This is a genomic window from Pseudoxanthomonas taiwanensis, from assembly GCF_010093135.1.
In the GTDB taxonomy this organism is placed as follows: domain Bacteria; phylum Pseudomonadota; class Gammaproteobacteria; order Xanthomonadales; family Xanthomonadaceae; genus Pseudoxanthomonas; species Pseudoxanthomonas taiwanensis.
Genome location: NZ_PDWK01000016.1, coordinates 17,926 through 41,130 on the forward strand (window position 1 = coordinate 17,926; position 23,205 = coordinate 41,130).

Here is a 23,205-nt window from a genome sequence, read left to right on the forward strand (position 1 = left end):
TTCCTTTTCCACCGCGCCTTCCGCCGCCCCCGGGAAACAGCCTTCCGGTCCTCTCCCGCCGGGAGAGGGGCTGGGGCTGCTGCAGGAGCGGCGCAGGCCGCGGCGACGGAGGATGAAAAAAACGCCCCGGCGGGGCCGGGGCGCTTCATGGGATCCAGTGGACCCGCGAGGCTTACCTGGTCGCCTCCTGGTAGCGGCGCTCGACCTCGTCCCAGTTGATGACGTTGTAGAACGCGGCGATGTATTCCGGACGGCGGTTCTGGTACTTCAGGTAGTAGGCGTGCTCCCACACGTCCAGGCCCAGGATCGGGGTGTTGCCCTCCATCAGCGGGCTGTCCTGGTTGGCGGTGCTCTCGACCACCAGCTTCTTGTCCGGGGTCACGCTCAGCCAGGCCCAGCCGCTGCCGAAGCGGCTGACGGCGGCCTTGGTGAAGGCCTCCTTGAACTTCTCGAAGCCGCCCAGGTCGCGGTCGATGGCCTGGGCCACGCCGCCCTTGGGCTGGCCGCCGCCGTTGGGCGACATCACCGTCCAGAACAGGCTGTGGTTGGCATGGCCGCCGCCGTTGTTGCGCACCGGGCCCTGCAGGTTCTCCGGCAGGGTCTTGAGCTTGGCCACCAGCTCCTCGACCGGCAGGTTGGCGTACTCGGTACCTTCCACCGCCGCGTTGAGGTTGTTGATGTAGGTCTGGTGGTGCCTGGTGTGGTGGATCTTCATCGTCTCCGCATCGATGTGCGGCTCGAGCGCCTCGTAGGCGTACGGCAACTCGGGGAGGGTGTAGGCCACGGTCATCTCCTTGATCGTTTGCCCGGAACATCCGGGCGCTCCTACAGTGTAGGGATCGCACCACGGGCATCCAAGCCGCCGCCGGGGAAAGCCGCGTTCCGCCGGGTCGCGCCCGCGCGTGGCGTGACCGGCACGTGAAGGAAATGCGCGCCGGGCGCATGCCATTGCGCGCCGGCACGCCGCATACTGCGGCGCATGTCCTCGCGCCGCCCTCCTTCCCTGTCCCGCGGCCTGCGGTGGCTGGCCGCCCTGCTGCTCGTCGCCGGCCTGGCCTGGCTGCAGCGCCCCGGCGCGGACGTGCCGGCCACGCCCCCCGCCGCTGGCGACGTGCGCCCTTCCGCCCCGGCGCACGAGGGGCCGGCGCTGCCGGACTTCCTGCCGCCGGAGGCCGGCCCGGTGGTCGAGCGCATCCTGCGCGGCGGGCCGTTCCCCTACCGCCAGGACGGCGCCGTGTTCGGCAACCGCGAAGGCCGCCTGCCGCCGCGCCCGCGCGGCCACTACCGCGAGTACACCGTGCCCACGCCGGGGCTGTCGCACCGCGGCGCGCGGCGCATCGTCACCGGCGGCGATCCGCCCACGGAGTGGTACTACACCGCCGACCACTACGAGACCTTCCGCCCCTTCCGGGTCACCGCCACGGAGACGCATCGATGAGCCGGCACGGATTCGACCTTGGCCTGGACGATCCGGCGCAGGCCGGCGTGTACGAGGTGGCGGCCGCCGACCTGCCGCCGCTGGCCGCCGCCGCGCGCGATGCCGGCCTGCTGGTGCGGCACGTGGACCTGGACGGCTGCGCCGACAAGGCCACCCTGCTGCTGCGCCTGGCCACCACGCTGGACCTGCCGGCCGGCTGGGGCCGCAACTGGGACGGGCTGCTGGACGCGCTGCGCGACCTGTCCTGGGCGCCGGCGCCGGGCTACCTGCTGGCCCTGGACGGCCTGGCGAGCCTGCAGGCCGGCAGGCCGAAGGAGCTGGAAACGCTGGTCGGCGTACTGGACGAGGCCTCGCGCTGGTGGGCCGAGGCCGGGGTGCCGTTCTGGGCCTTCCTCGCGGCCGACAGCCTGGCACGCGGCCAGGGCCGGCCCAGGTAGTCCGCCAGGCCGCCCATCTGCTGCGCCATCGCCCGGTCCGCCTCCGCCACCGGCGCCTGCCAGGCGCGCTCGGGCGGAACCGGCACGCTGCGCGTGTCCGCCACGGTGAAGCCCGCCGGCGCGGGATCCAGCACCTTCGCCCCCGCCGCCGCGGGCGCGGCCAGCCAGGCCAGGCGCCGCCACCGCATGCCGGCCCGTCCCGCCATCGCCCTGCCCTCCGCTGCTGCCGGCACGGGGCCGGCGGCAAGGCTCAGCCTTCCAGCTCCGCCCAGCGGGCGTAGGCGGCGTCCAGCTCGGCCTGGACCTCGGCCATGCGCTGGCCGTGCGAGGCCACCACGCCCGGGGCCTGCCGGTGGAAGGCCGGATCGGACATGGCCGCGGCCAGGCCCGCCAGCTCCGCCTCCAGCGCCTCGATCCGCGCCGGCAGCTGCTCCAGCTCGCGCGCATCCTTGTAGCTGAGCTTGCGCCGGGCCGGCCGGGCACCGGCCGCCGGCACCGCCGCGGCCGGTTTCGGTGCGGACGCGGACCTGGCTGCCGGCGCGGGGCGCCGGCGCTCCCAGTCGCTGTAGCCGCCCACGTACTCGCCCACCCGCCCCTCGCCTTCCATCACCAACGTAGAGGTCACGACGTTGTCGAGGAAGTCGCGGTCGTGGCTGACCAGCAGCAGGGTGCCGTTGTAGTCGGCCAGCAGGTCTTCCAGCAGCTCCAGGGTTTCCACGTCCAGGTCGTTGGTCGGCTCGTCCATCACCAGCAGGTTGGATGGCTGCGCGAACAGGCGCGCCAGCAGCAGGCGGTTGCGCTCGCCGCCGGACAGGCGGGTGATCGGCGCGCGCGCCCGCTCCGGGGTGAACAGGAAGTCCTGCAGGTAGGCCAGCACGTGCTTGCGGCTGCCGTTGATCTCGACGAAGTCGCGGCCCTCGGCCACGTTCTCCATCGCGTTCCAGTCCTCGCGCAGGGTGGCGCGGTACTGGTCGAAATAGGCGACCTGCAGGTTGGTGCCCAGCTTCACCTCGCCCGACTGCGGCTGCAGCTGGCCCAGCAGCAGCTTCAGCAGGGTCGTCTTGCCACTGCCGTTGGGGCCGACCAGGCCGATGCGGTCGCCGCGCAGCACGGTGGTGGAGAAGCCGCGCACCAGCACGCGGTCGCCGTAGGCGAAGTGCAGGTCGCGTGCCTCGATCACCTTGCGCCCGGAGGCCTCGCCCTGCGCCGCCTCCATGCGCACGTTGCCGGCCAGCTCGCGACGGCGGGCACGCTCCGCGCGCATGGCCTTGAGCCGCCGCACGCGGCCCTCGTCGCGGGTGCGGCGGGCCTTGATGCCCTGGCGGATCCAGGCTTCCTCCTGCGCCAGCAGCTTGTCGAAGCGCGCGTTCTCCTGCGCCTCGGCGTTGAGCCGCTCCTCGCGGCGGCGCTCGTAGTTGGCCCAGTCGCCCGGCCAGCTGGTGACCTGGCCGCGGTCGATCTCGACGATGCGGGTGGCCAGGGCGCGCAGGAAGCGGCGGTCGTGGGTGACGAACACCACGCTGCCGCTCCACTCCTTCAGGAAGCCCTCCAGCCAGTCGATCGCCTCGATGTCCAGGTGGTTGGTCGGCTCGTCCAGCAGCAGTACGTCGGGCCCGGCGACCAGCGCGCGCGCCAGCAGCACGCGGCGCTTCATGCCGCCGGACAGGCGCCCGAACTCGGCATCGCCGTCCAGCTCCAGCTTGGTCAGGGGTTCGGACACGCGCTGGTCCAGCGCCCAGCCATCGGCGGCGTCGATCCTGGCCTGCACCTTGCCCATGGCATCGCCATCGAACACGTCGGCATGGCTCAGCCGGTGGAACTCGGCCAGCCAGTGGCCGAGTTCACCCAGGCCATCGGCGACCACGTCGAACACGCTGCCGGCGGCGCCATGCGGTACCTCCTGCTCCAGGCGGGTGACGCGCACGCCCTGCTGGACGCGCACTTCGCCGTCGTCCGGCTTCAGTTCGCCGGCCATCAGCTTCATCAGGGTGGATTTGCCGGCGCCGTTGCGGCCGATCAGGGCGATGCGCTCGCCACTTTCGATCGACAGTTCGGCTTTCTCCAGCAACAACGGGCCGCCGACGCTGTAGTCGACGTTCTGCAGGGTGATCAAAGGCATGCGCGCATTGTACGGGAGCCGCGCTCAGGCGTCGGCGAACGTGCCCGGATCCAGCGCCAGCAGCCGCCGCAGGCTGGCCGCCACCGGCCTGCCCGGGTGCCGCAGCACCCACAGCTGCCGCCGCAGCGGCGGCAACGGCGTGGCCAGCACGTGCAGCCGGCCCAGTGCGATGAGATCGGCCACCGCGTGCCGCGACAGGCAGGCCAGGCCCAGCCCGGCGACGGCGCCCTGCTTGATCGCCTCGGTACCGCCGAGCTGCAGTACCTCGGCGAACCGGTGCAGGTGCGGCAGCAGCGCCTGCTCGGCCGCCTCGCGGGTGCCCGAGCCCGGCTCGCGCAGCAACCAGCAGGCACCGCGCAGCCGCGCCATGTCCGCACCGGCCCGCAGTGCCGCCGCGTGCGGGTGGCGATCGCCGAACACGACGACCAGTTCGTCCTCGCGCCAGGGCGCCACGTCCAGCCCCGGCTCGTGACACGGGCCCTCGATCAGGCCGATGTCCACCTCCAGCCGCTGCACCGCAGCGGCGACTTCGCGGGTATTGCCGATCACCAGGTCGACCCGGGCCTGGTCGTTGCGCTCGCGCAGGTCGGCGATGCGCGACGGCATCAGGTAGTTGCCGATGGTAGTGCTGGCGCCGCCCCGCCAGCGCACCGGCGCGGCGGCCTCCCCGGCCCGGCCGTAGCGGCGCTCGATATCGTCCACGGCCGCCAGCAGCGCCCGTGCCTCGGGCAGCAGCGCCCGGCCGTGGCCGTTGAGCACCAGCCGGCGTCCGACGCGGTCGAACACGGCCAGCCCGAGCAGGCTCTCCAGCTCGCCCAGGGCCGCACTTACCGCCGACTGCGACAGGCCGATGGCCTCGCCCGCGGCGGTGGTCGTGCCGGTCTCGGCGACGGCGGAGAAAATCTGCAGCTGGCGCAGGGAGAGATGCATTACTTACCTGAAATATTGTTTATCCATACGAATATTATCTGTTTTACAGATTATTGGCGCGACGGCAGGATGGGCCATCTCCTCATAACCGTCCGTCATGAACACCGCCCTCCAGGGCCACGCCCCGGCCCACCCACATCGCCTCCCCGGCCTGCTGTTGACCGCCGCCATCGCCATGCTTTCCCTGTGGCTGGGTACCCTGCCGTGGCTGCAGGCCCATGGCATCAGTGCGCTGACGCTGGCGATCCTGCTCGGTATCGCCCTGGGCAACACCGCCTACGGCAGGCTGGCGCCGCGCGCGGCGGCAGGCGTGGGCTTCTCCAAGGCGACCCTGCTGCGTGCCGGCATCGTCCTCTACGGCCTGCGCCTGACCGTGCAGGACATCGGCCAGGTCGGCGTCGCCGGGGTGCTGATCGACGCGCTGGTGCTGTGCTCCACCTTCGCCCTGGCGTGGTGGCTGGGCACCCGCGTGCTTGGGCTGGAGCGCAACACCGCGCTGCTGATCGGCGCCGGCAGCTCCATCTGCGGCGCCGCGGCGGTGATGGCCGCCGAGCCGGTGGTCAAGGGCCGCGCCGAGCAGGTTGCCATCGCCGTGGCCACGGTGGTCGTGTTCGGCACCCTGGCGATGTTCCTGTACCCGCTGCTGTACCAGTGGGGCCTGCATGCCGGCTGGATGCCGCTGGACGAAACCGGCTACGGCGTATTCACCGGCTCCACCGTGCATGAGGTGGCCCAGGTGGTCGCCGCCGGCCGCGCGGTCAGCCAGCCGGCCGCCGACGCGGCGGTCATCGCCAAGATGGTGCGGGTGATGATGCTGGCGCCGTTCCTGGTGTGCCTGTCGGCACTGCTGGCGCGCGGCCGCCAGGGCCCGCGCTCCAGGATCGCCGTGCCCTGGTTCGCGTTCGGCTTCATCGGCATGGTCGGCTTCAACTCGCTGCAGTTGCTGCCCGCCGGGCTGGTCGCCGCCCTGGTCGAGCTGGACACCGCGCTGCTGGCGATGGCGATGGCCGCGCTGGGCCTGACCACCCATGTCTCGGCCCTGCGCCAGGCCGGTCCGCGGCCGATGCTGCTGGCCGCGCTGCTGGCCGCCTGGCTGCTCGGCGGCGGTCTGCTGATCAACCTCGCGGTACGTGCGCTGTCCTGAATCGGGCGCGCCGCGGCGGCCACCAGGGCGGCACGGCCCGCCGGCATCTGCGAAAATACGGCATGACCGATTTCTCCTCGTTGCCGCTGATCCCGGCCCTCGCACCCGGCATCGACGCGCTGGGCTATACCGCCATGACCCCGGTGCAGGCACAGAGCCTGCCGCCCATCCTGGACGGGCGCGACGTGATCGCCCAGGCTCCCACCGGCAGCGGCAAGACCGCCGCCTTCGGCCTGGGCCTGCTGAACCGGCTCGACCCGGCCACCCTGCGTACCCAGGCGCTGGTGCTGTGCCCTACCCGCGAACTGGCCGACCAGGTCGGCCGGCAGCTGCGCAAACTGGCCACCGGCATCCCCAACCTCAAGCTGCTGGTACTGACCGGCGGCGTGCCGCTGGGCCCGCAGCTGGCGTCGCTGGAGGCGCACGACCCGCAGGTGGTGGTGGGCACGCCGGGCCGGGTGCAGGAGCTGGCCCGCAAGCGCGTGCTGCACCTGGGCGTGGTCCGCACCCTGGTGCTGGACGAGGCCGACCGCATGCTGGACATGGGCTTCGAGGAGCCGGTGCGCGAGATCGCCAACCGCTGCCACGGCCAGCGCCAGACCCTGCTGTTCTCGGCCACCTTCCCCGATGCGATCCGCGAACTCGCCCGCCAGCTGCTGCGCGATCCGGTGGAGGTCTCGGTGGACGGCGGTGAATCGGCGCCGGACATCGAGCAGCGCTTCTTCGACGTGGATGCGCAGTTCCGGCAGAAGGCCGTGGCCGGCCTGCTGCTGCGCCATCGCCCCGAATCGGCGGTAGTGTTCTGCAATACCCGCAAGGACGTGGACGAGGTCGCCGGCTCGCTGCGCCAGTTCGGCTTTTCCGCCCTGGCCCTGCATGGCGACATGGAGCAGCGCGACCGCGACGAAGGGCTGCTGCAGCTGGCCAACCGCAGCTGCAACGTGCTGGTCGCCAGTGACGTGGCCGCGCGCGGCCTGGACGTGGAGGACCTGGCCGCGGTGGTGAACTACGAGCTGCCCACCGACGTGGACGCCTACCGCCACCGCATCGGCCGCACCGGCCGTGCCGGCCGCCGTGGCCTGGCCCTGAGCCTGGTCGCCGGCCGCGAGAACGCGCGCGCGGAGATGATCGCCGCCGCCCAGGACAGCCCGCCGCCGCGCGAGAACGCCCCGCTGGCCACCGGCCGCCCCGCCCCGCCGGCACGGGCACCGATGACCACCCTGCGCATCGACGGCGGCAAGACCGACAAGCTGCGCCCCGGCGACATCCTCGGCGCCCTGACCGGCGAGGCCGGCCTGCCCGGATCGGCCATCGGCAAGATCGTGATTGCGGCCACCCGCTCCTACGTGGCCATCGCCAACGCACAGGCGGAACGCGCCCTGCAGCGGCTGGAAGCCGGCAGGATCAAGGGCCGCCGCTTCCGCGTACGCAGGCTCTGACCCTGCCTACCGGGGCGCGCGTCGCGCCCCCGGATGCGCCGCGTTGTCCGGACTACGCGCCCCGCGAAGCACCAACCACGAATCCCGAATCCCGAACCCGATCCCGCCTCAGTGCCTCAGCAAGGCCACCAGCGGCGCGTCGATTTCCCAGCGGGCACGGCCACCGAGGGCCACCAGCTCCATCAGCACCCCCGCCCCGACCACCCGGGCCTGCTGCTGTGCCAGCAGCCGGGCCGCCGCGGCCAGGGTGCCGCCGGTGGCCAGCACGTCGTCCACCAGCAGCACGCGGGTGCCCGGCGCGACCGCGCCGGCCTGCAGCTGCAGCCGGTCGCTGCCGTATTCCAGCGCGTACTGTTCCTCGACCACCGGCCCGGGCAGCTTGCCCGGCTTGCGCAGCGGCAGAAAGCCGGCACCCAGCAGCGGCGCCAGCGCGGCGCCGAGGATGAAGCCGCGCGCCTCGATCCCGGCCACCAGGTCGATCGCCACGCCGCGCCATGGCGCGGCCAGGTCGTCGAGCATCGCGGCCAGGCCGTCGGCATCGGCCAGCAGCGGGCAGATGTCGCGGAACACGATGCCCGGCGAGGGAAAGTCCGGGATCTCGCGGACCAGCGAGGCCCAGGCCGGCTGGGTGGCGGGTTCGGCGATTGTTGCGGACATCGGGGAAGCTCTCCGGACGGACGGGATGCGCAAACGGTAACGCCGTCAGGAGCTGCAGGACAGCATCGAGCAGCCGGCGCGATGGCGCGCCCATTCGGGGCGCAGGCCGGCGTAGTGCTCCCGTCCAGGCTGGTCCTCGTACGGGCGGCGCATCACCTCCAGCAGCGTCGCCACCGACGCCAGGTCGCCGGCCTCGGCACGGTCGATGGCCTCCTGCGCCAGCCAGTTGCGCAACACGTAGCGCGGATTGGCCAGGCGCATGCGTTCGCGCCGCCGTGGTGGCGCCAGCGGGTCGTCGGCCAGGCGCGCGGCGTAGCGTGCCAGCCACTCCTGCAACGCCGGCGACACCGCCGCGGCCGCGACGGCGTCGTAGGACACCGCCGCGAAGTCCGCCGGCCTGGCCGTGGCCGGATCCACCTCCCCAAGCTGGCGGAAGAACGTGGTGAGGTCGAACTGCCCGGCCTGCAGCACCCGGCACAGGTCCTCGAACAGGGCCACGTCACCGGCGCCGGCGCGGGCCAGGCCCAGCTTGCCGGCCACCATTTCCCGCTCGGCCCGGGCCCAGGCGTCCAGGTAGCGCTGCAGCCCGGCCTCCAGCGGCGCGGCCCCGCCGAACAGCGGCGCCAGCGCCTGCGCCAGCCGGGTGAGGTTCCAGTACGCCACCTGCGGCTGGGCGCCATAGCGGTAGCGGCGGCCGTGGGCGTCGGTGGTGTTGGGCGTCCAGTCCGGGTCGTAGTCCTCCAGCCAGCCATAGGGACCGTAGTCGATGGTCAGGCCGAGGATGGACATGTTGTCGGTGTTCATCACCCCGTGGACGAAGCCCACCCGCATCCAGCCGGCCACCATCCACGCGGTGCGCTCGCACACCTGCGCGAACCACTCGGCGTCGCCATCCGGCCCCCTGCCGTGCAGCTCCGGGAAGTGGTGGCGCTGCACGTGGTCGGCCAGCCGCCGCAGCAGGACGGTGTCGCCGCGCGAGGCCGGCAGCTGCCAGCTGCCGAAGCGCAGGAAGCCGGGCGCAATGCGGCACACCACGGCACCGGGTTCCGGGCGCGGATGGCCGTCGTAGAACATGTCCCGCACCACCTCCTCACCGGTGCCGACCAGGCTGAGCGCGCGCGTGGTGGGGATGCCCAGGTGGTGCATGGCCTCGCTGCACAGGAACTCGCGGATCGAGGAGCGCAGCACCGCGCGGCCGTCGCCGAAGCGCGAGTACGGCGTACGCCCGGCGCCCTTGAGCTGCAGCTCCCGCGTCCGCCGTCCGGCCCGATCGCCTCGCCCAGCGAGATGGCGCGGCCATCGCCCAGCTGCCCGGCCCAGCGGCCGACCTGGTGCCCGCCGTAGTTGGCCGCCCACGGCTGCATGCCGTGCAGCAGCGCGTTGCCGCCGAACACGCGGGCGAAGTCCGAGTGCCCGGCGTCGGCGGCGTCCAGCCCGACCAGGGCCGCGGCCTCCGGTGACCACGCCAGCACCCGCGGCGCGGCCACCGGGGTGGGATCCACCCGCGACCAGGCCGCGAAGACCTCGCGCACCCGCGGTCCGGCCTCGGCGTCGCCGGGCAGGTCGCGCAGGAAGCTGTTGTCGAACTCGATCCGCATGTGCCGGGGACGCGCCTGCCGGTGCAGGCGCCTTCGCATCCTCAGCCGGTGGCCACCGCGAACGGGCCACCCTGCTCCAGCGCCCGGTGGTAGGCCGGGCGCGCATGGATGCGCTCGAGAAAGCCGCGCAGGTTCGGGTGCCCGCGCAGGTCGGTGCGCACCGCGACGGCCTCGACCGGGAAGCTCATCTGGATGTCGGCGGCGGTGAAGCGCTCGCCTGCGAACCAGCCGCCGCCGTCCAGCGCCTGCTCCATCCATCCTTAAAGTGAAGCGCCGGCTCGCAGGGTTGACAACGGCGCCGATTTCGTAGAAGCATCGCGAACACGAGGTGGGGTGATCGCCATCCCATTCCGTCGAAGGACACGAGCGGCAGGGGAGCCGCTGCACGGACGTAGGGGAAATGGCGGAGTCGCTGTTCCGCAAGGAAGTGCTGGAGGCCAAGCGCACCAGCTGGCTCGGGCCGATCTCGCTTGCCCAGCCGCTACCCGCGTGGGTGCTCACCGCGTTCGCGGTGGTCGCCGCCGCCTCGATCCTCCTGTTCCTGATCTTCGGCACCTACACCCGCCGCACCCGGGTGGTCGGCCAGCTCGTGCCCGTCGAGGGCCTGGCCACGGTCACCGCACCCGCATCGGGAGTCCTCAGCCGCATCCTGGTGGAAGAAGGCCAACGCGTCGAGGCGGGCCAACTGCTCGCGGTGCTGAGCGTCCCGCGCGCCACCCCGGCCACCGGCGACACCGTGGCCGCACTCGAAGCGCAGCTGCGGCAGCGCATGCAGGGTCTGGATCAGGCCCGGCAGGCCCAGGACGCGCTGCTCGATGCCCAGGAACGCGGCCTTGCGCGTCAGCTCGACGCGGCCGAGCGCCAGTTGCGCCAACTGCAATCCGAAATCGCCACGCGTGGCGAACAGGTGCGCATCGCGCGCGAATCGCTGGAACGCCTGCGCGAACTGCAGCGCAACCGGTACGTGGGCGAGCTGCAGGTCAAGCAGCAGGAAAGCGCCATGCTCGAACACAGGGCGGTCATGCAGGCGCTGCAACGCCAGGCCGCCGAGACGCGCCGCCTGCAGGCCCAACTGCAACAGGCGTTGCGTGAGCTCCCGGCGCAGCGTCAGTTGGCCGTTTCCACCTACCGCCGCGATCGCGCCCTGCTGGATCAGGAGCAGGTCGAAACCGAAGCGCGCGGCGAGCTGGCCATCGTCGCGCCGGTTGCGGGCGTGGTGGCCACCAAGGTGCTGAAGGCCGGCCAGTCGGTGCAGGCGGGGCAGTCGGTGATGAGCCTGATCGCAGGCGATGGCCGTCTGGAGGCGGAGCTGCTGGTGCCGAGCCGCGCCATCGGTTTCATCGAACCGGGCGACCCCGTGCTGCTGCGCTACCAGGCGTTCCCCTACCAGAAGTTCGGCCACCACGCCGGGCGCGTCGCGCGCATCAGCCACAGCGCGTTGAGCGCCAGCGAACTGGCCGCGCTCGCGGGGAATTCGCAGGCGAGCGAGCCGTTCTATCGAGTGCGCGTCGAACTGGCCGCGCAAGCCATTACCGCCTACGGCAAGCCCGAGCCGCTCAAGCCCGGGATGCTGCTCGATGCGGACGTGCTGGGCGAGCGACGCGCGCTGGTCGAATGGGTGCTGGAGCCGCTGTATTCGCTCAAGGGGAAGGTCGGCAGCGGCTGACCTTCACCGGAGCAACGGATTGCCGGGTGTGTTCCCGGCCCCAGGCGCAGGGGAGCTGCGCAACTCAGGAGGCGTTATGACTGGCCAAAAAATCCGTCTGGATCTGACCAATCCTGAAACGCTGTTGGTTGCAAGTGTGACGTCGGCGTTCTTCGGGAGCGGTGTGTTGCTTGGTTTGTGGCTGGCGAATGCCCGGCTTGGTTGAACACAAGAGATGCTGCTACGCGGGCCGCGTAACGCGCGTGAGTCGCAGTGTGCTGAGCGGCGGCGAACTGGCCGCACCTGCGGGGAATTCGCAAACGAGCGGGCCGCTCTATCGGGTGCGGGTCGAACTGCGCGCTCAAGCCATCACGGCCTACGGCAAGCCCGAGCCGCTCAAGCCCGAGATGCTGCTGGAGGCCGACAGCCTGGGCGAACGCCGCCGCCTGTTCGAGTGGGTGCGCGAGCCGCTGTATTCGCTCACGGGGAGGATGGCGGAATGAGCGTCATTCGCTCCGGGGAAGGAATTGCCGGGTGTGTTCCCGGTCCCATGGCGCAGGGGGACTGCGCCACAATTCAAGGAGATGTTGAAATGCGTGAATTGACCATTCAGGAAGTCGAGAATGTTGATGGCGCCATCGCTCCCGTGCTGTTTGTTGGCGCGGTCATTCTTTCTCAGGTCAGCTGGACCAATGTCGCGTTCTACACCGGGGCCATGATTGGTGCAGGTGCGTACGCTCTGGTTGCACAGAAATAAGAGGCTAGTTCGATTTCCAACTACAAAACTGAGGATAATGCCATGGTTGATCTGACGTTGGAAGAAATTGAACAGGTTTCTGGCGGCGTAGCTCCATTGATTCCCGTTGCAATCGCGTTCGGCAAGGGTTTTGTGGCGGGAGTTGGTGTCGCTGCTGCCGTTCATGTCGCGGTCGAGGCTTTTGAGCTTCTGACAAGCTGAGCGGCGCCAATGGTGACGTGTTTTTTGGCCCGTCACCATTCACCTGGTAGGTGGGACAAAAATGAGAATCGCACCTGGTTTTGATAAGCGAAACAGAAAATTTTATCGCTGGGCTCTGATGGGGATGTGGTTGACAGCGGGGTTGATGTTGTTCGCAGGGTTTTTGGGCAGGTTTCAAGCCTCCAGCCCTGGGGGGGTGTACGCGTTGCTTTTTCCGGGGGTTGCGTTTGTCACAGCGATCGTTTGCTATGCGATTATTGACCGAGTAGAGAGGTCTTCGTTTCCTCTTCTGATATCTGTGCTTGCATATGCATTAGGGATGTATGGGTTCGGAATGCCTATAAAGCTAGTTGTTTTAGTGGGGGCGGCTGCGCTCGTGGGTATCATTGTTATTCTGGTTTTCGGCGACAAAGCCGATCTGCAAGTTGAAGACGACAATGGCGGAATTTGAGGCGCATTTCGGCGATAGAAATGGAGTTCGCTTCGGATGAAATGCCAAGCACGGCCCGTTATTCAATCCGAAGCCGCCGAATGCGGCCTCGCCTGTCTGGCGATGGTGGCCGAAGCGCACGAGCTGCGGATCGGGCTGCCGGAGCTGAGGCAGCGCTTCCCGCTGTCGCTCAAGGGCGCCAAGCTGAGCCACCTGATCCACATCGCCCGGCAGCTGGGGTTCGCCACCCGCCCGCTGCGGCTGGAGATGGAGGACCTGGGCAAGCTCAAGCTGCCGTGCATCCTGCATTGGGATCTGAATCATTTCGTGGTGCTCGCCAAGGTCGGCCGGTCGAAGGTCACGATCCTCGATCCGGCGGTGGGCGAGCGGAAGCTGTCCTTCGCTGAAGTCTCGGCGCACTTCACCGGTGTGGCGCTGGAGTTGACGCCGGGGCTGGAATTCAAGCCGCAGCGCGCGATGCCTGCGGTGTCGTTGCGGCAGCTGACCGGCAAGGTGTCCGGTTGGTGGCGCTCGCTGGCGCTGATCGGGTTGCTGTCGGTTGCGCTGCAGGTGTTCGTGCTGCTGGGGCCGTTCTACCTGCAGTGGGTGGTGGACCAGGTGCTGGTGTCGGCCGACCGCGATCTGCTGGTGGTACTGGGGCTTGGGTTCGGGTTGGCGTTGCTGCTGCAGGTGGGGACCGGGCTGCTGCGCGGATGGTCGGTGGTCTATCTGTCCTCGCAGCTGGGGTTGCAGTGGATGGGCAACGTGTTCGCCCATCTGCTCAGGCTGCCGCTCGATTTCTTCGAGAAACGGCACCTGGGCGACATCACCTCGCGCATGCAATCGGTGCAGGCGATCCAGAAGACGCTGACCACCAGCTTCGTCGAGGCCATCATCGACGGGCTGATGGCGGTGGTGACCCTGGGGATGATGCTGCTGTACAGCTGGAAGCTGGCGTTGGTGACGCTGCTGGCGGTGGGGCTGTATCTGGGGCTGCGGGCCATCGCCTATCGGCCGGTGCGCGACCGCACCGAACAGCAGTTGGTGGCGGCGGCGAAGCAGCAGACCCATCTGCTGGAAACCCTGCGCGGCATGCAGAGCCTGAAACTCGCGGGCAGCGAGCCGACCCGGCAGGCGACCTACGCCAATCTGATGACCGAGACGGTGAATCAGGAGGTGCGGCTGGCGCGGATGGGCCTCGGGTTCAACACCGCCAGCCAACTGGTGTTCGGCATCGAGCGGATCGCGGTGATCTGGATCGGCGCGACGCTGGCGCTGTCGAACGTGTTTTCCGCCGGCATGCTGATCGCGTATCTCGCCTACAAGGACCAGTTCGCGCAGCGCGTTTCCGGGCTGATCGACAAGTGGATCGAGTTCCGCATGCTGCGCCTGCACGGCGAGCGGCTGGCGGACATCGTGCTGACGCCGCCCGAAGAAAGTCTCGCCCTGCCCGACCTGCCGCCGCCGGCGGACACCCGCATCGAAGTCAGCGGGCTGTCGTTCCGCTATGCCGAGGGCGAGCCGTGGGTGCTGAAGGATTGCAGCTTCACGGTCGAGCCGGGCGAATCGGTTGCCATCATCGGGGCATCCGGCTGCGGCAAGACCACGCTGGTCAAGCTGATGCTGGGTCTGCTGAAGCCCAGCGAGGGCACCATCAAGGTCGGAGGCCAAGACCTCCATCGCATCGGCCCGCAGAACGTGCGCAAGATCGTCGGCGCGGTGATGCAGGACGATCAACTGTTCGCGGGCAGCATCGCCGAGAACATCGCCTTCTTCGACCCGGAGATCGACTTCGAGCGGGTCGAGAAGGCGGCGCGGCTGGCGGCGGTGCATGAGGACATCGCGGCCATGCCGATGGGCTATCACGGCCTGATCGGCGACATGGGCAGCGCGTTGTCGGGCGGGCAGAAGCAACGCATCATCCTGGCGCGCGCGCTGTACCGCGATCCGCGGATCCTGTTCCTCGACGAGGCCACGAGCCATCTGGACGTGATGCGCGAGCGGCTGGTCAACGAGGCGGTGCGCAACCTGAAGCTGACCAAGGTGATCGTGGCGCATCGGCCGGAGACCATCGCCAGCGCCGACCGCGTGCTGGTGCTGGAAGGGGGCAAGGTCGCGCATGAGTTCCGGCCCCAGCAGGCGCAGGCCCCGGCGCGGGCCGAAGCCGTCGCCTGACCGAGCGCAGGCAGCTTCTGCCGCGTGGACGCCGGGTTCGGTGAGGCCGCGCGGATTCACCCGTCTTTGCCGCCGGCGGGCGTAGAACGGCTCGACCGTAGGAGGGCCGGCGATGACGCGGTTCAAGACGATCGGCAGCCTGCAACTGCACGAGGACCTGGCGCACGAGCGGCGCGAGTGGAAGCTGCAGCGCGTGGGCTGGGCGCTGATGGCGCTCGCCCTGCTGGCCGCGGTGCTGGGGCTGTTCGGTCACGGTCCGCTGAGCGAGACCGCGAGCGCCAGCGCCGACGGCGCGCTCACCGTGCGCCATCAGCGTTTCGAGCGCTACCAGGCGCCCAGCGAATACGACATCGGCGCGATGCCGGCGCTCGCTGCCGGCGGCGTGCTCGTCCTGCGCGTGGAACCGGCGCTGCTTGCGCGCATCGAGATCGAGCGCTTCGAGCCTGCGCCGCAGCAGGTGCGTGCCGACGGCGAGGCGCTGCTGTTCGCGTTCGCCACGGTGCCCGGCAAACCGGCGCGGGTGCGGATGTTCTTCCGGCCGAAGCGGTTCGGGCCGCTCGTGGCGAGCGTCGCGGTCGGGCCGCAGCGGCTCGACTTCCGTCAGTTCGTCTATCCCTGATGTGCCGCGATGGATTCGGTGCTGCGCGCGCTGGTGGTGTACGCGTTCCTGCTGATCGTGTTCCGCATCGCCGGCAAGCGCACGCTGGCGCAGGCGACCAACTTCGAGCTGGTGCTGCTGCTGATCATCTCCGAGACGGTGCAGGAAGCGCTGGTCGATCAGGACCATTCGGTCACCAACGCGTTCCTGCTGGTGGTGACGCTGGTCGGCACCAGCCTGCTGCTGTCGGTGATGAAGAACCGCTGGCCGGCGGTGTCGAAATGGCTCGACGGACTGCCGGTGGCGGTGGTGCGCAGCGGGCAGCCCGACCGCGAGCTGATGCGCGAGCTGCGGGTGGACGACGACGACGTGCTGTCCTCGGCGCGGCGTCAGGAGGGCGTGGAGCGGCTCGACCAGATCGAGCATGCGGTGGTCGAGGAGAACGGCGAGATCTCGGTCGTCGTGCGGCGCAAGAAGGGCGGCGGCTGAGGCCGGCGCGTCGGCCGCGCGCGGCCGCGATCCGGCGACCGGATCGCGGCGCGGCCGGGATCTATTCGCTGCCGCCCAGGTGCGCCGATTCCTCCAGCGCGGTCGCAAGCCAGCCGCGCACCGTCGCTTCGTGCCGGTTCTCGGCCGCAAGCGCGGCGGCGAAACGCTCGGCCAGCTCGTCCTGGCCGAAGCCCTCGATGAGCTGGATCAGCAGCTCCCACGAGGCCACGTCGATCAGCTCCGCCGACAGCAGCGTCTGCAGCGCCTGCGCCACCGTGGTGCGCGGATCGGACATCACCTGGAACAGGCCCATGCTCTGCACGCCGGTGGCGTCGGCCCACGGCGTCTGCGTGGTGGGATCGCCGCCGAGCTTCTCGATCGCATCGCTCAGCATGGCGAAATGCGCGGCCTCCTCGTCGCGGATCTCCTGCAGCGCCGCCAGCGTCATCCCCTTCGGCAGCGCGGTTTCCGAGGACAGTCCAGATGCAGCTTCACCTGCGGGAAGACGAAGCCGGCCAGGGTGCGGTCGACCAGGGCCCGGGCGATGGGTCGGGCGAAGAACGGCATCGGCGCGTTGCGCAGCCGCCGCAGCACCAGGGTCAGGAACATCGGCGGCATCGCCGAGCCCTCGGCGTAATGCAGCCAGTAGCGGTACCGCAGCCGTTCTCCGGCGGTGACCGGTTCCGGCGGCGGCGACAGCAAATGGCCGGTGTCGTAGCGCTCGACCAGGTACTCGATGATCGCCCCGGACTCGGCCAGCACCTGGTCCCCGTCCACCAGCACCGGGGCCTTGCCCAGGGGATGCACGGCGCGCAGCGCCGGCGGCGCCAGCAGGGTCTCCGGATCGCGCGCGTGGCGCACCACGTGGTACGGCAGCCCGAGCTCCTCCAGCAACCACAGCACGCGCTGGGAGCGGGAATTCTCCAGGTGGTGGACGGTCAGCATCGGCGGCTCCTGTTTTCCGGGCAATCCTCGCACGGGCGCGTTTGCCGGCCCTTGCGGTCCCTGAACGGGCCCGGCGGTGCAGGGGCCTGCGCATGCCCGTCCGGCCGGATGGGCCGGATCCGGGGGCCCTGTGACGTGGCGCTCGAGCGCGGGCACCGGATGCGCCGGCCGGGTCGCCGCGTATGCGGCTCCTGCAGCGGGCGTATCGATGGCGACGCGACGGATCCCAACCCGTCGTGGCGGGTGCGCCTGCACCGTTGCGGCATGAACGCGCGCCCCGAAACGGAAAACGCCGGAGGCTTGCGCCCCCGGCGTTCCTGGTCTGCGATCCCGGCGCGAACCGGGAACGGCAGTCGGTTACAGCGCCTGGACCTGGTCGGCCTGCAGGCCCTTCTGGCCCTGCACGACGACGAAGGAGACCTTCTGGCCTTCCTGCAGCGACTTGAAGCCGGTGCCCTGGATCGAGCGGAAATGCACGAACAGGTCGGCGCCGCTCTCCGGGGTGATGAAGCCGAAGCCCTTGGCGTCGTTGAACCACTTGACGGTACCGGTCTGACGATCGGACATGTTTGCTAACTCCTCAACGGATATATGGAAAAAACCTGCCGCGGGACATCCACGACGGGTACTGGTTGCAGGTGTTAGGCAAAGCGGAACGATGTAGCGCGATCGTCAGATCGACTGCATCAGGCCACGATTCACGGTGACCCATGCAAACACAGTGGACGCACTATACCCGTATTCGCGGGCAATAGCGAGCCGAACATGAACGGAACCGCCCGACCCGTTCAGGCTCGGCGTTCCAGGCCCCACACCTCGGCCAGGATCCGGTAGGACTCCAGGCGGGCCTGGTGGTCGTACAGGTTGGCCACCACGATCAGCTCGTCGGGGCGGTACCGGTCCACGAACTCCTGCAGCCCGCGCGCCACTGTCTCCGGGGCGCCGACCACGCTGCAGGCCAGCGCCCGCTCCACGCCGGCCTTCTCCTGCGGCGTCCAGTAGGCCTCGATGTCGTCCACCGGCGGCGGGATCAGCCCCGGGCGGCCGCGGCGCAGGTTGACGAAGGCCTGCTGCGGCGTGGTGAACAGGCGCCTGGCCTCGGCGTCGGTGGCCGCGGCCACCACGTTCACGGCCAGCATCACGTACGGCTGGCGCTGCCGGCGCGAGGGGCGGAAATCGCGGTGGTACAGCCACAGCGCCTGCTCCAGCGCGTCGGGCGCGAAGTGCGAGGCGAAGGCGTACGGCAGGCCCAGCGCCGCGGCCAGCTGCGCGCCGAACAGGCTGGAGCCGAGGATCCACACCGGCACCTCGATCCCCGCCCCCGGTACGGCCTGCACCGCCTGCCCCGGCTGCGCCGGTTCGAAGTAGTGCAACAGCTCCTGCACGTCCTGCGGGAAGCGGTCGGCGGCCTCGGCATAGCGGCGCAGCGCCCGGAGGGTGGCCGCGTCCGTGCCCGGCGCCCGGCCCACGCCCAGGTCGATGCGGTCCGGGTGCAGTGCAGCCAGGGTGCCGAACTGCTCGGCCACCTGCAGCGGCGAATGGTTCGGCAGCATGATCCCGCCGGCGCCGACGCGGATGCTGGACGTGCCGGCGGCCACGTGCGCCATCAGAACGGCGGTGGCGGCCGAGGCGATGCCGGGCATGTTGTGGTGCTCGGCCAGCCAGTAGCGCCGGTAGCCCCAGGCCTCGACGTGCCGCGCCAGGTCCAGGCTGTTGGCCAGGGCCGTGGGCACGTCGCTGCCCTCGCATACCGGCGCCAGGTCCAGCCCCGACAGGGGTACGCGCGCCATGCGGGGACTCCTAGTGGCGCGGCGCCCCGGGCGCCGCCTCGGGGATCTCCGCGTCCGCCGGCACCAGCGTGGCCACGCCGTGGCCGCGCTCGGCCAGGTACTCCAGCCACTTGCCCAGGAAGGTGTTCATGCGCAGGCGGTGGCCGATCAGCTCGGCCGGCGGCGGCTACAGCCCGATCACGTACTGCCCGCGGCGGCCCACGGAGCAGTGGGTGGCCTCCACCTGGCGGGCGTCGTTGTACAGGCGCAGGAAGGCCGACGGGTCCGGCTCGCCGGTGACCGGGTCGCGCAGGTCGTAGGTCAGGCGCAGCTCCAGCGTGTAGCGGTGGCGCTCCAGCACATCCAGACGCAGGTCCAGGCCGTCGCCCACCGAGGACACGTACGAGCCGGTGCCCAGCCGCGCCGGCGCGAACAGCCGGGTCAGGCGGGCGTGGTTCTCCGCATACAGGGCCATGAGCCAGCCGAAGCGGCTCAGGCGCGGGATACGGGTCAGGAGCGGTGCGGCCTGCTGCATGGCCCCGATGCTACACGCTGCGGCCGGCCGGCGGCAGGATTGACCGCCGCCGCCGATGCGCCCACCCTTGGGGAGTGCCCGCGCGCGCCCGGGGCGTCTGCTTCAGAACATCTCGCGCTGCAGGCCGAGGGTGGACAGCACCTTGCTCGAGATCTCCTCGATCGAGGTGTGCGTGGTGCTCAGCACCGGGATGCGCTCGTTGCGGAACATCGCCTCGGCCGCCGCCACCTCGCGCCGGCAGGTGTCCAGCCGCGCGTAACCCGAGTCCGGCCGCCGTTCGGCGCGGATCTGGTGCAGGCGCTCGGGGTCGATGGTCAGGCCGAACAGCTTGCGCCGGTACGGGCGCAGCCGCGCCGGCAGGCGTTCGCTTTCCAGGTCGGCGTCGGTCAGCGGATAGTTGGCCGCCTTGATGCCGTAGTGCAGCGCCAGGTACACGCAGGTGGGCGTCTTGCCCGCGCGCGACACGCCCACCAGCACCACGTCGGCCTCGTCGTAGTTCGGCGCCACGCCGTCGTCGTGGGCCAGCGCGTAGTTCATCGCCTCGATGCGGCGGTGGTAGACCTCGAAATCCACCATGCCGTGCGCCTGGCCGACGCGCGCCTGGCGCGGACGGTTCAGCTCGCGTTCGAGCGGCTCGATAAAGGGCGCGAACAGGTCCAGCAGCAGCGCCCCGCTCTCGGCCAGGATCGCGGCCTGCGCCGGGTCCACGCAGGAGTTGATGACGATTGGCCGGACCCCATATTTCTCGCCCGCCGCGCGGATGCGGGCGGCCGCGTCGCGGGCCTTTTCCAGGTCGTCCACGAACGCGATGCGGTCGGTGACGAAACGGAAACCGGTGAACTGGGTCAGCAGGCTGTGGCCGATGGTTTCGGCCGTGATACCGGTACCATCGGAAATGTAGAACACCGGCCGGATCGGGGGGGAGGTTTCGTTGCCTGCCGGCCCGGCGCTTGCGCTGTCCATGGAAACCGTTTCCAGCTTGATATGCGGTAGACGCGCCGAGCATCATAACGCTTCCACTTTTTCGGGGCACGTCCGCCGTCCGCCCCGCGCGGCGACGGATCCATGGAGCATCTCTCTTGAACCAGAACATCCTGTGGTTGCATGAACTGCGCTTGTCCGATCTGGCTCGCGTCGGCGGCAAGAATTCCTCGCTGGGCGAGATGATCGGCAACCTTGCCGGGCTCGGCGTCTCCGTGCCCGGCGGCTTCGCCACCACGGCCGAGGCCTTCAAGGACTTCATCGCGCACAACGACCTGCACCAGCGCATCTACGACCGCCTGGCCGCACTGGACGTCGAGGATGTCCCTGCCCTGACCGCCGCGGGCCGCGAGATCCGCGGCTGGGTGATCGACGCGCCGCTGCAGCCGTCGCTCGACAAGGACATCCGCGAGGCCTACGCGAAGCTGTGCGCCGACAACGGCGGCGGCGAGGTCGCGGTGGCGGTGCGTTCCTCGGCCACCGCCGAGGACCTGCCGGACGCCTCGTTCGCCGGCCAGCAGGAGACCTTCCTCAACGTCACCGGCGCCGACGACGTGGTGCGCAAGGTCAAGGAGGTCTTCGCCTCGCTGTACAACGACCGCGCCATCGCCTATCGCGTGCACCACGGCTTCAAGCACGAGGACGTGTTCCTCTCGGCCGGCGTGCAGCTGATGGTGCGCTCGGACGTGGGCGCCTCGGGCGTGATGTTCACCCTGGACACCGAGTCCGGCTTCCGCGACGTGGTGTTCATCACCTCCAGCTACGGCCTGGGCGAGATGGTCGTGCAGGGCGCGGTGAACCCGGACGAGTTCTACGTCTACAAGCCCACGCTCCGGGCCGGCAAGCAGGCCATCCTGCGCCGCACGCTCGGCGCCAAGGCCATCCGCATGGTGCATTCCGACGTGCCGGGCGAGCGCGTGCGGATCGAGGACACCCCGGCCGAACTGCGCCGCGCGTTCTCGATCTCCGACGAGGACGTGCACGAGCTGGCCCGCCAGGCCCTGACCATCGAGCAGCACTACGGCCGCCCGATGGACATCGAATGGGCCAAGGACGGCGTCACCGGCAAGCTGTTCATCGTCCAGGCGCGCCCGGAGACGGTGAAGTCGCGTGCCAAGGCCACCCGGATCGAGCGCTACACGCTGGAGAAGCGCGGCAAGGTGCTCGCCGAGGGCCGTGCCATCGGCCAGAAGATCGGCACCGGCGTAGCCCGCGTGGTGCGCAGCCTCGACGACATGCACCGCGTGCAGCCCGGCGACGTGCTGGTCGCGGACATGACCGACCCCGACTGGGAGCCGGTGATGAAGCGCTCGGCGGCGATCGTCACCAACCGCGGCGGCCGCACCTGCCACGCCGCGATCATCGCCCGCGAGCTGGGCGTGCCGGCCGTGGTCGGCACCGGCAACGCGCTCGACGCCATCCAGGACGGCCAGCCGGTCACGGTCAGCTGCGCCGAGGGCGACACCGGTTACATCTACGAGGGCACCCTGCCCTTCGAGTGCACCACCACCGACCTGACGGCGATGCCCGAGGCCCCGCTCAAGATCATGATGAACGTGGCCAACCCGGAGCGCGCCTTCGACTTCGGCCAGCTGCCCAACGCCGGCATCGGCCTGGCGCGCCTGGAGATGATCATCGCCAGCCACATCGGCGTGCATCCCAAGGCCCTGCTCGAGTACGACCGCCAGGATGCCGCCACGAAGAAGCTGATCGACGAAAAGATGGCCGGCTACGCCTCGCCGGTGGACTTCTACGTCGAGCGCCTGAAGGAAGGCATCGCCACCATCACCGCCTCGGTCGCCCCGAACCCGGTGATCGTGCGCCTGTCGGACTTCAAGTCCAACGAGTACGCCAACCTGATCGGCGGCCGCAACTACGAGCCGCACGAGGAGAACCCGATGATCGGCTTCCGCGGCGCCAGCCGCTACGTCGATCCCTCGTTCGCCGACGCCTTCGCGCTCGAGTGCAAGGCCGTGCTTCGCGTGCGCAACGACATGGGCCTGACCAACCTGTGGGTCATGATCCCGTTCGTGCGCACCCTCGAGGAAGGCCGCAAGGTCATCGAGGTGCTGGCCAGGAACGGCCTGCGCCAGGGCGAGAACGGCCTGAAGATCATCATGATGTGCGAGGTGCCCTCGAACGCGCTGCTGGCCGAGGAGTTCCTCGAGATCTTCGACGGCTTCTCGATCGGCTCCAACGACATGACCCAGCTGACCCTGGGCCTGGACCGCGACTCGTCCATCGTCGCCGGCCTGTTCGACGAGCGGAACCCGGCGGTCAAGAAGATGCTGTCCATGGCCATCAAGGCCGCCCGCGCCAAGGGCAAGTACGTCGGCATCTGCGGCCAGGGCCCGTCCGACCACCCGGACCTGGCCCAGTGGCTGATGGAACAAGGCATCGAGTCGGTCTCGCTCAACCCCGACACCGTGGTGGACACCTGGCTGCGCCTGGCCAAGCTGAAGGCCGCCAACGCCGCCTGAGCGGCGGGCCAGGACACGGGCACCGGCTGCAGGAGCCGCGTCAGCGGCGACCCGACGGAGCCATCCGGAGCCGGCATCCAACGCGGCGCTTCCAGGGCAAGGCCCCGGCCAGGTGGCGGTTGACCGTCGCCCTGGATACGCCGGCCGGGTTGCCGCGTACGCGGCTCCTACAGAACACCATCAGCGGCGACCCGGGGGATCCGGAGCCGGCATGCAACGTGGCGCTTCTCAGGGCAAGGCCCCGGCCAGGTGGCGGTTGACCGTCGCCCTGGATCGCCGGCCGGGTCGCCGCGTACGCGGCTCCTGCAGAACAGCGCCCGTCGCTGTAGGAGCCGCGTCAGCGGCGACCCGACGGAGCCATCCGGAGCCGGCATCCAACGCGGCGCTTCAGGGCAAGGCCCCGGCCGCGTGGCGGTTGCACGCCGCCCAGGACACCCG

22 protein-coding genes and 4 pseudogenes are annotated in these 23,205 nt (G+C 70.1%); 14 read left to right on the forward strand and 12 right to left on the reverse strand.

Annotation, left to right across the window (positions count from 1 at the left end; genetic code table 11):
• Positions 1-172 precede the first annotated feature (172 nt).
• Complete coding sequence (locus tag CR938_RS04715; RefSeq protein WP_162123927.1) at positions 173-784, reverse strand: superoxide dismutase; 612 nt, start codon at positions 782-784, stop codon at positions 173-175.
• 195 nt (positions 785-979) lie between these two features.
• Here CR938_RS04715 and CR938_RS04720 point away from each other — a divergent pair, with 195 nt between their 5' ends.
• Both CR938_RS04720 and CR938_RS04725 read left to right on the forward strand, forming a co-directional pair.
• Positions 980-1,438: a guanyl-specific ribonuclease gene (locus CR938_RS04720; protein ID WP_162123900.1), complete on the forward strand. Its 459-nt coding sequence runs from the start codon at positions 980-982 to the stop codon at positions 1,436-1,438.
• Positions 1,435-1,875, forward strand: a complete 441-nt coding sequence (locus CR938_RS04725; protein WP_162123901.1) for a barstar family protein — start codon at positions 1,435-1,437, stop codon at positions 1,873-1,875. Before CR938_RS04720 ends, CR938_RS04725 begins: the two co-directional genes overlap by 4 nt.
• Before the next feature lie 250 nt (positions 1,876-2,125).
• Here the strand turns inward: CR938_RS04725 and CR938_RS04730 are convergent, their stop codons facing one another.
• Entirely contained in the window at positions 2,126-3,994 is a 1,869-nt protein-coding gene (locus CR938_RS04730; protein ID WP_162123902.1) for an ATP-binding cassette domain-containing protein, read from the reverse strand.
• Between the two features lie 24 nt (positions 3,995-4,018).
• Positions 4,019-4,924 carry a LysR family transcriptional regulator gene (locus tag CR938_RS04735; protein ID WP_162123903.1) on the reverse strand — a complete coding sequence of 302 codons (906 nt, stop codon included), beginning with the start codon at positions 4,922-4,924 and terminating at the stop codon, positions 4,019-4,021.
• A 97-nt stretch (positions 4,925-5,021) separates the two neighbouring features.
• On the opposite strand from CR938_RS04735, the gene CR938_RS04740 reads away from it, so the two are divergent.
• Both CR938_RS04740 and dbpA read left to right on the forward strand, forming a co-directional pair.
• On the forward strand, positions 5,022-6,068 hold the full coding sequence (locus tag CR938_RS04740) for a YeiH family protein (protein WP_162123904.1): 1,047 nt from the start codon (positions 5,022-5,024) through the stop codon (positions 6,066-6,068).
• 62 nt (positions 6,069-6,130) lie between these two features.
• Complete coding sequence (dbpA, locus tag CR938_RS04745; RefSeq protein WP_162123905.1) at positions 6,131-7,507, forward strand: ATP-dependent RNA helicase DbpA; 1,377 nt, start codon at positions 6,131-6,133, stop codon at positions 7,505-7,507.
• Between the two features lie 108 nt (positions 7,508-7,615).
• Here dbpA and CR938_RS04750 read toward each other — a convergent pair whose 3' ends face one another.
• The 3 genes and pseudogenes from CR938_RS04750 to CR938_RS04760 all read right to left on the reverse strand — a co-directional run.
• A complete protein-coding gene (locus CR938_RS04750) occupies positions 7,616-8,164 on the reverse strand; it encodes an adenine phosphoribosyltransferase (RefSeq protein WP_019397330.1) in 549 nt (182 codons plus the stop codon).
• A gap of 45 nt (positions 8,165-8,209) precedes the next feature.
• Positions 8,210-9,762: pseudogene (locus CR938_RS04755) on the reverse strand (protein adenylyltransferase SelO).
• A gap of 41 nt (positions 9,763-9,803) precedes the next feature.
• Positions 9,804-10,019: pseudogene (locus CR938_RS04760) on the reverse strand (glutathione S-transferase C-terminal domain-containing protein); the annotation flags it as partial.
• 143 nt (positions 10,020-10,162) lie between these two features.
• On the opposite strand from CR938_RS04760, the gene CR938_RS04765 reads away from it, so the two are divergent.
• From CR938_RS04765 to CR938_RS04800, 9 genes are all read left to right on the forward strand, one after another.
• Entirely contained in the window at positions 10,163-11,428 is a 1,266-nt protein-coding gene (locus tag CR938_RS04765; protein WP_162123906.1) for an HlyD family secretion protein, read from the forward strand.
• A gap of 76 nt (positions 11,429-11,504) precedes the next feature.
• Positions 11,505-11,633, forward strand: coding sequence for a hypothetical protein (locus CR938_RS14785; RefSeq protein WP_281350222.1), 129 nt, complete (start codon positions 11,505-11,507; stop codon positions 11,631-11,633).
• A gap of 37 nt (positions 11,634-11,670) precedes the next feature.
• On the forward strand, positions 11,671-11,910 hold the full coding sequence (locus CR938_RS04770; RefSeq protein WP_246190974.1) for a membrane-fusion protein: 240 nt from the start codon (positions 11,671-11,673) through the stop codon (positions 11,908-11,910).
• On the forward strand, positions 11,907-12,164 hold the full coding sequence (locus CR938_RS04775) for a hypothetical protein (RefSeq protein ID WP_162123908.1): 258 nt from the start codon (positions 11,907-11,909) through the stop codon (positions 12,162-12,164). The genes CR938_RS04770 and CR938_RS04775 overlap by 4 nt, the downstream gene beginning before the upstream one ends.
• 42 nt (positions 12,165-12,206) lie before the next feature.
• On the forward strand, positions 12,207-12,365 hold the full coding sequence (locus CR938_RS04780; RefSeq protein WP_162123909.1) for a class IIb bacteriocin, lactobin A/cerein 7B family: 159 nt from the start codon (positions 12,207-12,209) through the stop codon (positions 12,363-12,365).
• Positions 12,366-12,426: 61 nt separating this feature from the next.
• Entirely contained in the window at positions 12,427-12,816 is a 390-nt protein-coding gene (locus CR938_RS04785) for a hypothetical protein (protein ID WP_162123910.1), read from the forward strand.
• Between the two features lie 36 nt (positions 12,817-12,852).
• Positions 12,853-14,970, forward strand: coding sequence for a peptidase domain-containing ABC transporter (locus CR938_RS04790; protein WP_162123911.1), 2,118 nt, complete (start codon positions 12,853-12,855; stop codon positions 14,968-14,970).
• Positions 14,971-15,082: 112 nt separating this feature from the next.
• Positions 15,083-15,589, forward strand: coding sequence for a hypothetical protein (locus CR938_RS04795; protein ID WP_162123912.1), 507 nt, complete (start codon positions 15,083-15,085; stop codon positions 15,587-15,589).
• 9 nt (positions 15,590-15,598) lie between these two features.
• Positions 15,599-16,057, forward strand: a complete 459-nt coding sequence (locus CR938_RS04800; RefSeq protein WP_146472076.1) for a DUF421 domain-containing protein — start codon at positions 15,599-15,601, stop codon at positions 16,055-16,057.
• A 61-nt stretch (positions 16,058-16,118) separates the two neighbouring features.
• On the opposite strand, the gene CR938_RS04805 is transcribed toward CR938_RS04800, so the two are convergent.
• The 6 genes and pseudogenes from CR938_RS04805 to ppsR all read right to left on the reverse strand — a co-directional run bounded on the left by CR938_RS04805 (position 16,119) and on the right by ppsR (position 20,269).
• Positions 16,119-16,505, reverse strand: coding sequence for a ferritin-like domain-containing protein (locus CR938_RS04805; RefSeq protein ID WP_162123913.1), 387 nt, complete (start codon positions 16,503-16,505; stop codon positions 16,119-16,121).
• Between the two features lie 29 nt (positions 16,506-16,534).
• A pseudogene (locus tag CR938_RS04810) lies at positions 16,535-17,002 on the reverse strand (glutathione S-transferase family protein); the annotation flags it as partial.
• A gap of 357 nt (positions 17,003-17,359) precedes the next feature.
• The gene (locus CR938_RS04815) at positions 17,360-17,569 is read right to left on the reverse strand and encodes a cold-shock protein (RefSeq protein ID WP_024867930.1); all 210 of its coding nucleotides are present in this window, start codon (positions 17,567-17,569) and stop codon (positions 17,360-17,362) included.
• Between the two features lie 221 nt (positions 17,570-17,790).
• The gene (locus tag CR938_RS04820; protein ID WP_162123914.1) at positions 17,791-18,792 is read right to left on the reverse strand and encodes an LLM class flavin-dependent oxidoreductase; all 1,002 of its coding nucleotides are present in this window, start codon (positions 18,790-18,792) and stop codon (positions 17,791-17,793) included.
• Positions 18,793-18,802: 10 nt separating this feature from the next.
• A pseudogene (locus CR938_RS04825) lies at positions 18,803-19,306 on the reverse strand (DUF1249 domain-containing protein).
• 102 nt (positions 19,307-19,408) lie between these two features.
• Positions 19,409-20,269 carry a posphoenolpyruvate synthetase regulatory kinase/phosphorylase PpsR gene (ppsR, locus tag CR938_RS04830; protein WP_162123915.1) on the reverse strand — a complete coding sequence of 287 codons (861 nt, stop codon included), beginning with the start codon at positions 20,267-20,269 and terminating at the stop codon, positions 19,409-19,411.
• 116 nt (positions 20,270-20,385) lie between these two features.
• On the opposite strand from ppsR, the gene ppsA reads away from it, so the two are divergent.
• Positions 20,386-22,767 carry a phosphoenolpyruvate synthase gene (gene ppsA, locus CR938_RS04835; RefSeq protein ID WP_162123916.1) on the forward strand — a complete coding sequence of 794 codons (2,382 nt, stop codon included), beginning with the start codon at positions 20,386-20,388 and terminating at the stop codon, positions 22,765-22,767.
• The last annotated feature ends 438 nt before the right edge of the window (positions 22,768-23,205 follow it).

Excerpts from the sequence above, each read along its gene's own strand:
- CR938_RS04720 (WP_162123900.1), top strand. The coding sequence starts at position 980 with ATGTCCTCGCGCCGCCCTCCTTCCCTGTCCCGCGGCCTGCGGTGGCTG.
- CR938_RS04725 (WP_162123901.1), top strand. The coding sequence starts at position 1,435 with ATGAGCCGGCACGGATTCGACCTTGGCCTGGACGATCCGGCGCAGGCC.
- CR938_RS04730 (WP_162123902.1), bottom strand. The coding sequence starts at position 3,994 with ATGCCTTTGATCACCCTGCAGAACGTCGACTACAGCGTCGGCGGCCCG.
- CR938_RS04735 (WP_162123903.1), bottom strand. The coding sequence starts at position 4,924 with ATGCATCTCTCCCTGCGCCAGCTGCAGATTTTCTCCGCCGTCGCCGAG.
- CR938_RS04740 (WP_162123904.1), top strand. The coding sequence starts at position 5,022 with ATGAACACCGCCCTCCAGGGCCACGCCCCGGCCCACCCACATCGCCTC.
- dbpA (WP_162123905.1), top strand. The coding sequence starts at position 6,131 with ATGACCGATTTCTCCTCGTTGCCGCTGATCCCGGCCCTCGCACCCGGC.
- CR938_RS04750 (WP_019397330.1), bottom strand. The coding sequence starts at position 8,164 with ATGTCCGCAACAATCGCCGAACCCGCCACCCAGCCGGCCTGGGCCTCG.
- CR938_RS04765 (WP_162123906.1), top strand. The coding sequence starts at position 10,163 with ATGGCGGAGTCGCTGTTCCGCAAGGAAGTGCTGGAGGCCAAGCGCACC.
- CR938_RS14785 (WP_281350222.1), top strand. The coding sequence starts at position 11,505 with ATGACTGGCCAAAAAATCCGTCTGGATCTGACCAATCCTGAAACGCTG.
- CR938_RS04775 (WP_162123908.1), top strand. The coding sequence starts at position 11,907 with ATGAGCGTCATTCGCTCCGGGGAAGGAATTGCCGGGTGTGTTCCCGGT.
- CR938_RS04780 (WP_162123909.1), top strand. The coding sequence starts at position 12,207 with ATGGTTGATCTGACGTTGGAAGAAATTGAACAGGTTTCTGGCGGCGTA.
- CR938_RS04785 (WP_162123910.1), top strand. The coding sequence starts at position 12,427 with ATGAGAATCGCACCTGGTTTTGATAAGCGAAACAGAAAATTTTATCGC.
- CR938_RS04790 (WP_162123911.1), top strand. The coding sequence starts at position 12,853 with ATGAAATGCCAAGCACGGCCCGTTATTCAATCCGAAGCCGCCGAATGC.
- CR938_RS04795 (WP_162123912.1), top strand. The coding sequence starts at position 15,083 with ATGACGCGGTTCAAGACGATCGGCAGCCTGCAACTGCACGAGGACCTG.
- CR938_RS04800 (WP_146472076.1), top strand. The coding sequence starts at position 15,599 with ATGGATTCGGTGCTGCGCGCGCTGGTGGTGTACGCGTTCCTGCTGATC.
- CR938_RS04805 (WP_162123913.1), bottom strand. The coding sequence starts at position 16,505 with ATGACGCTGGCGGCGCTGCAGGAGATCCGCGACGAGGAGGCCGCGCAT.
- CR938_RS04815 (WP_024867930.1), bottom strand. The coding sequence starts at position 17,569 with ATGTCCGATCGTCAGACCGGTACCGTCAAGTGGTTCAACGACGCCAAG.
- CR938_RS04820 (WP_162123914.1), bottom strand. The coding sequence starts at position 18,792 with ATGGCGCGCGTACCCCTGTCGGGGCTGGACCTGGCGCCGGTATGCGAG.
- ppsR (WP_162123915.1), bottom strand. The coding sequence starts at position 20,269 with ATGGACAGCGCAAGCGCCGGGCCGGCAGGCAACGAAACCTCCCCCCCG.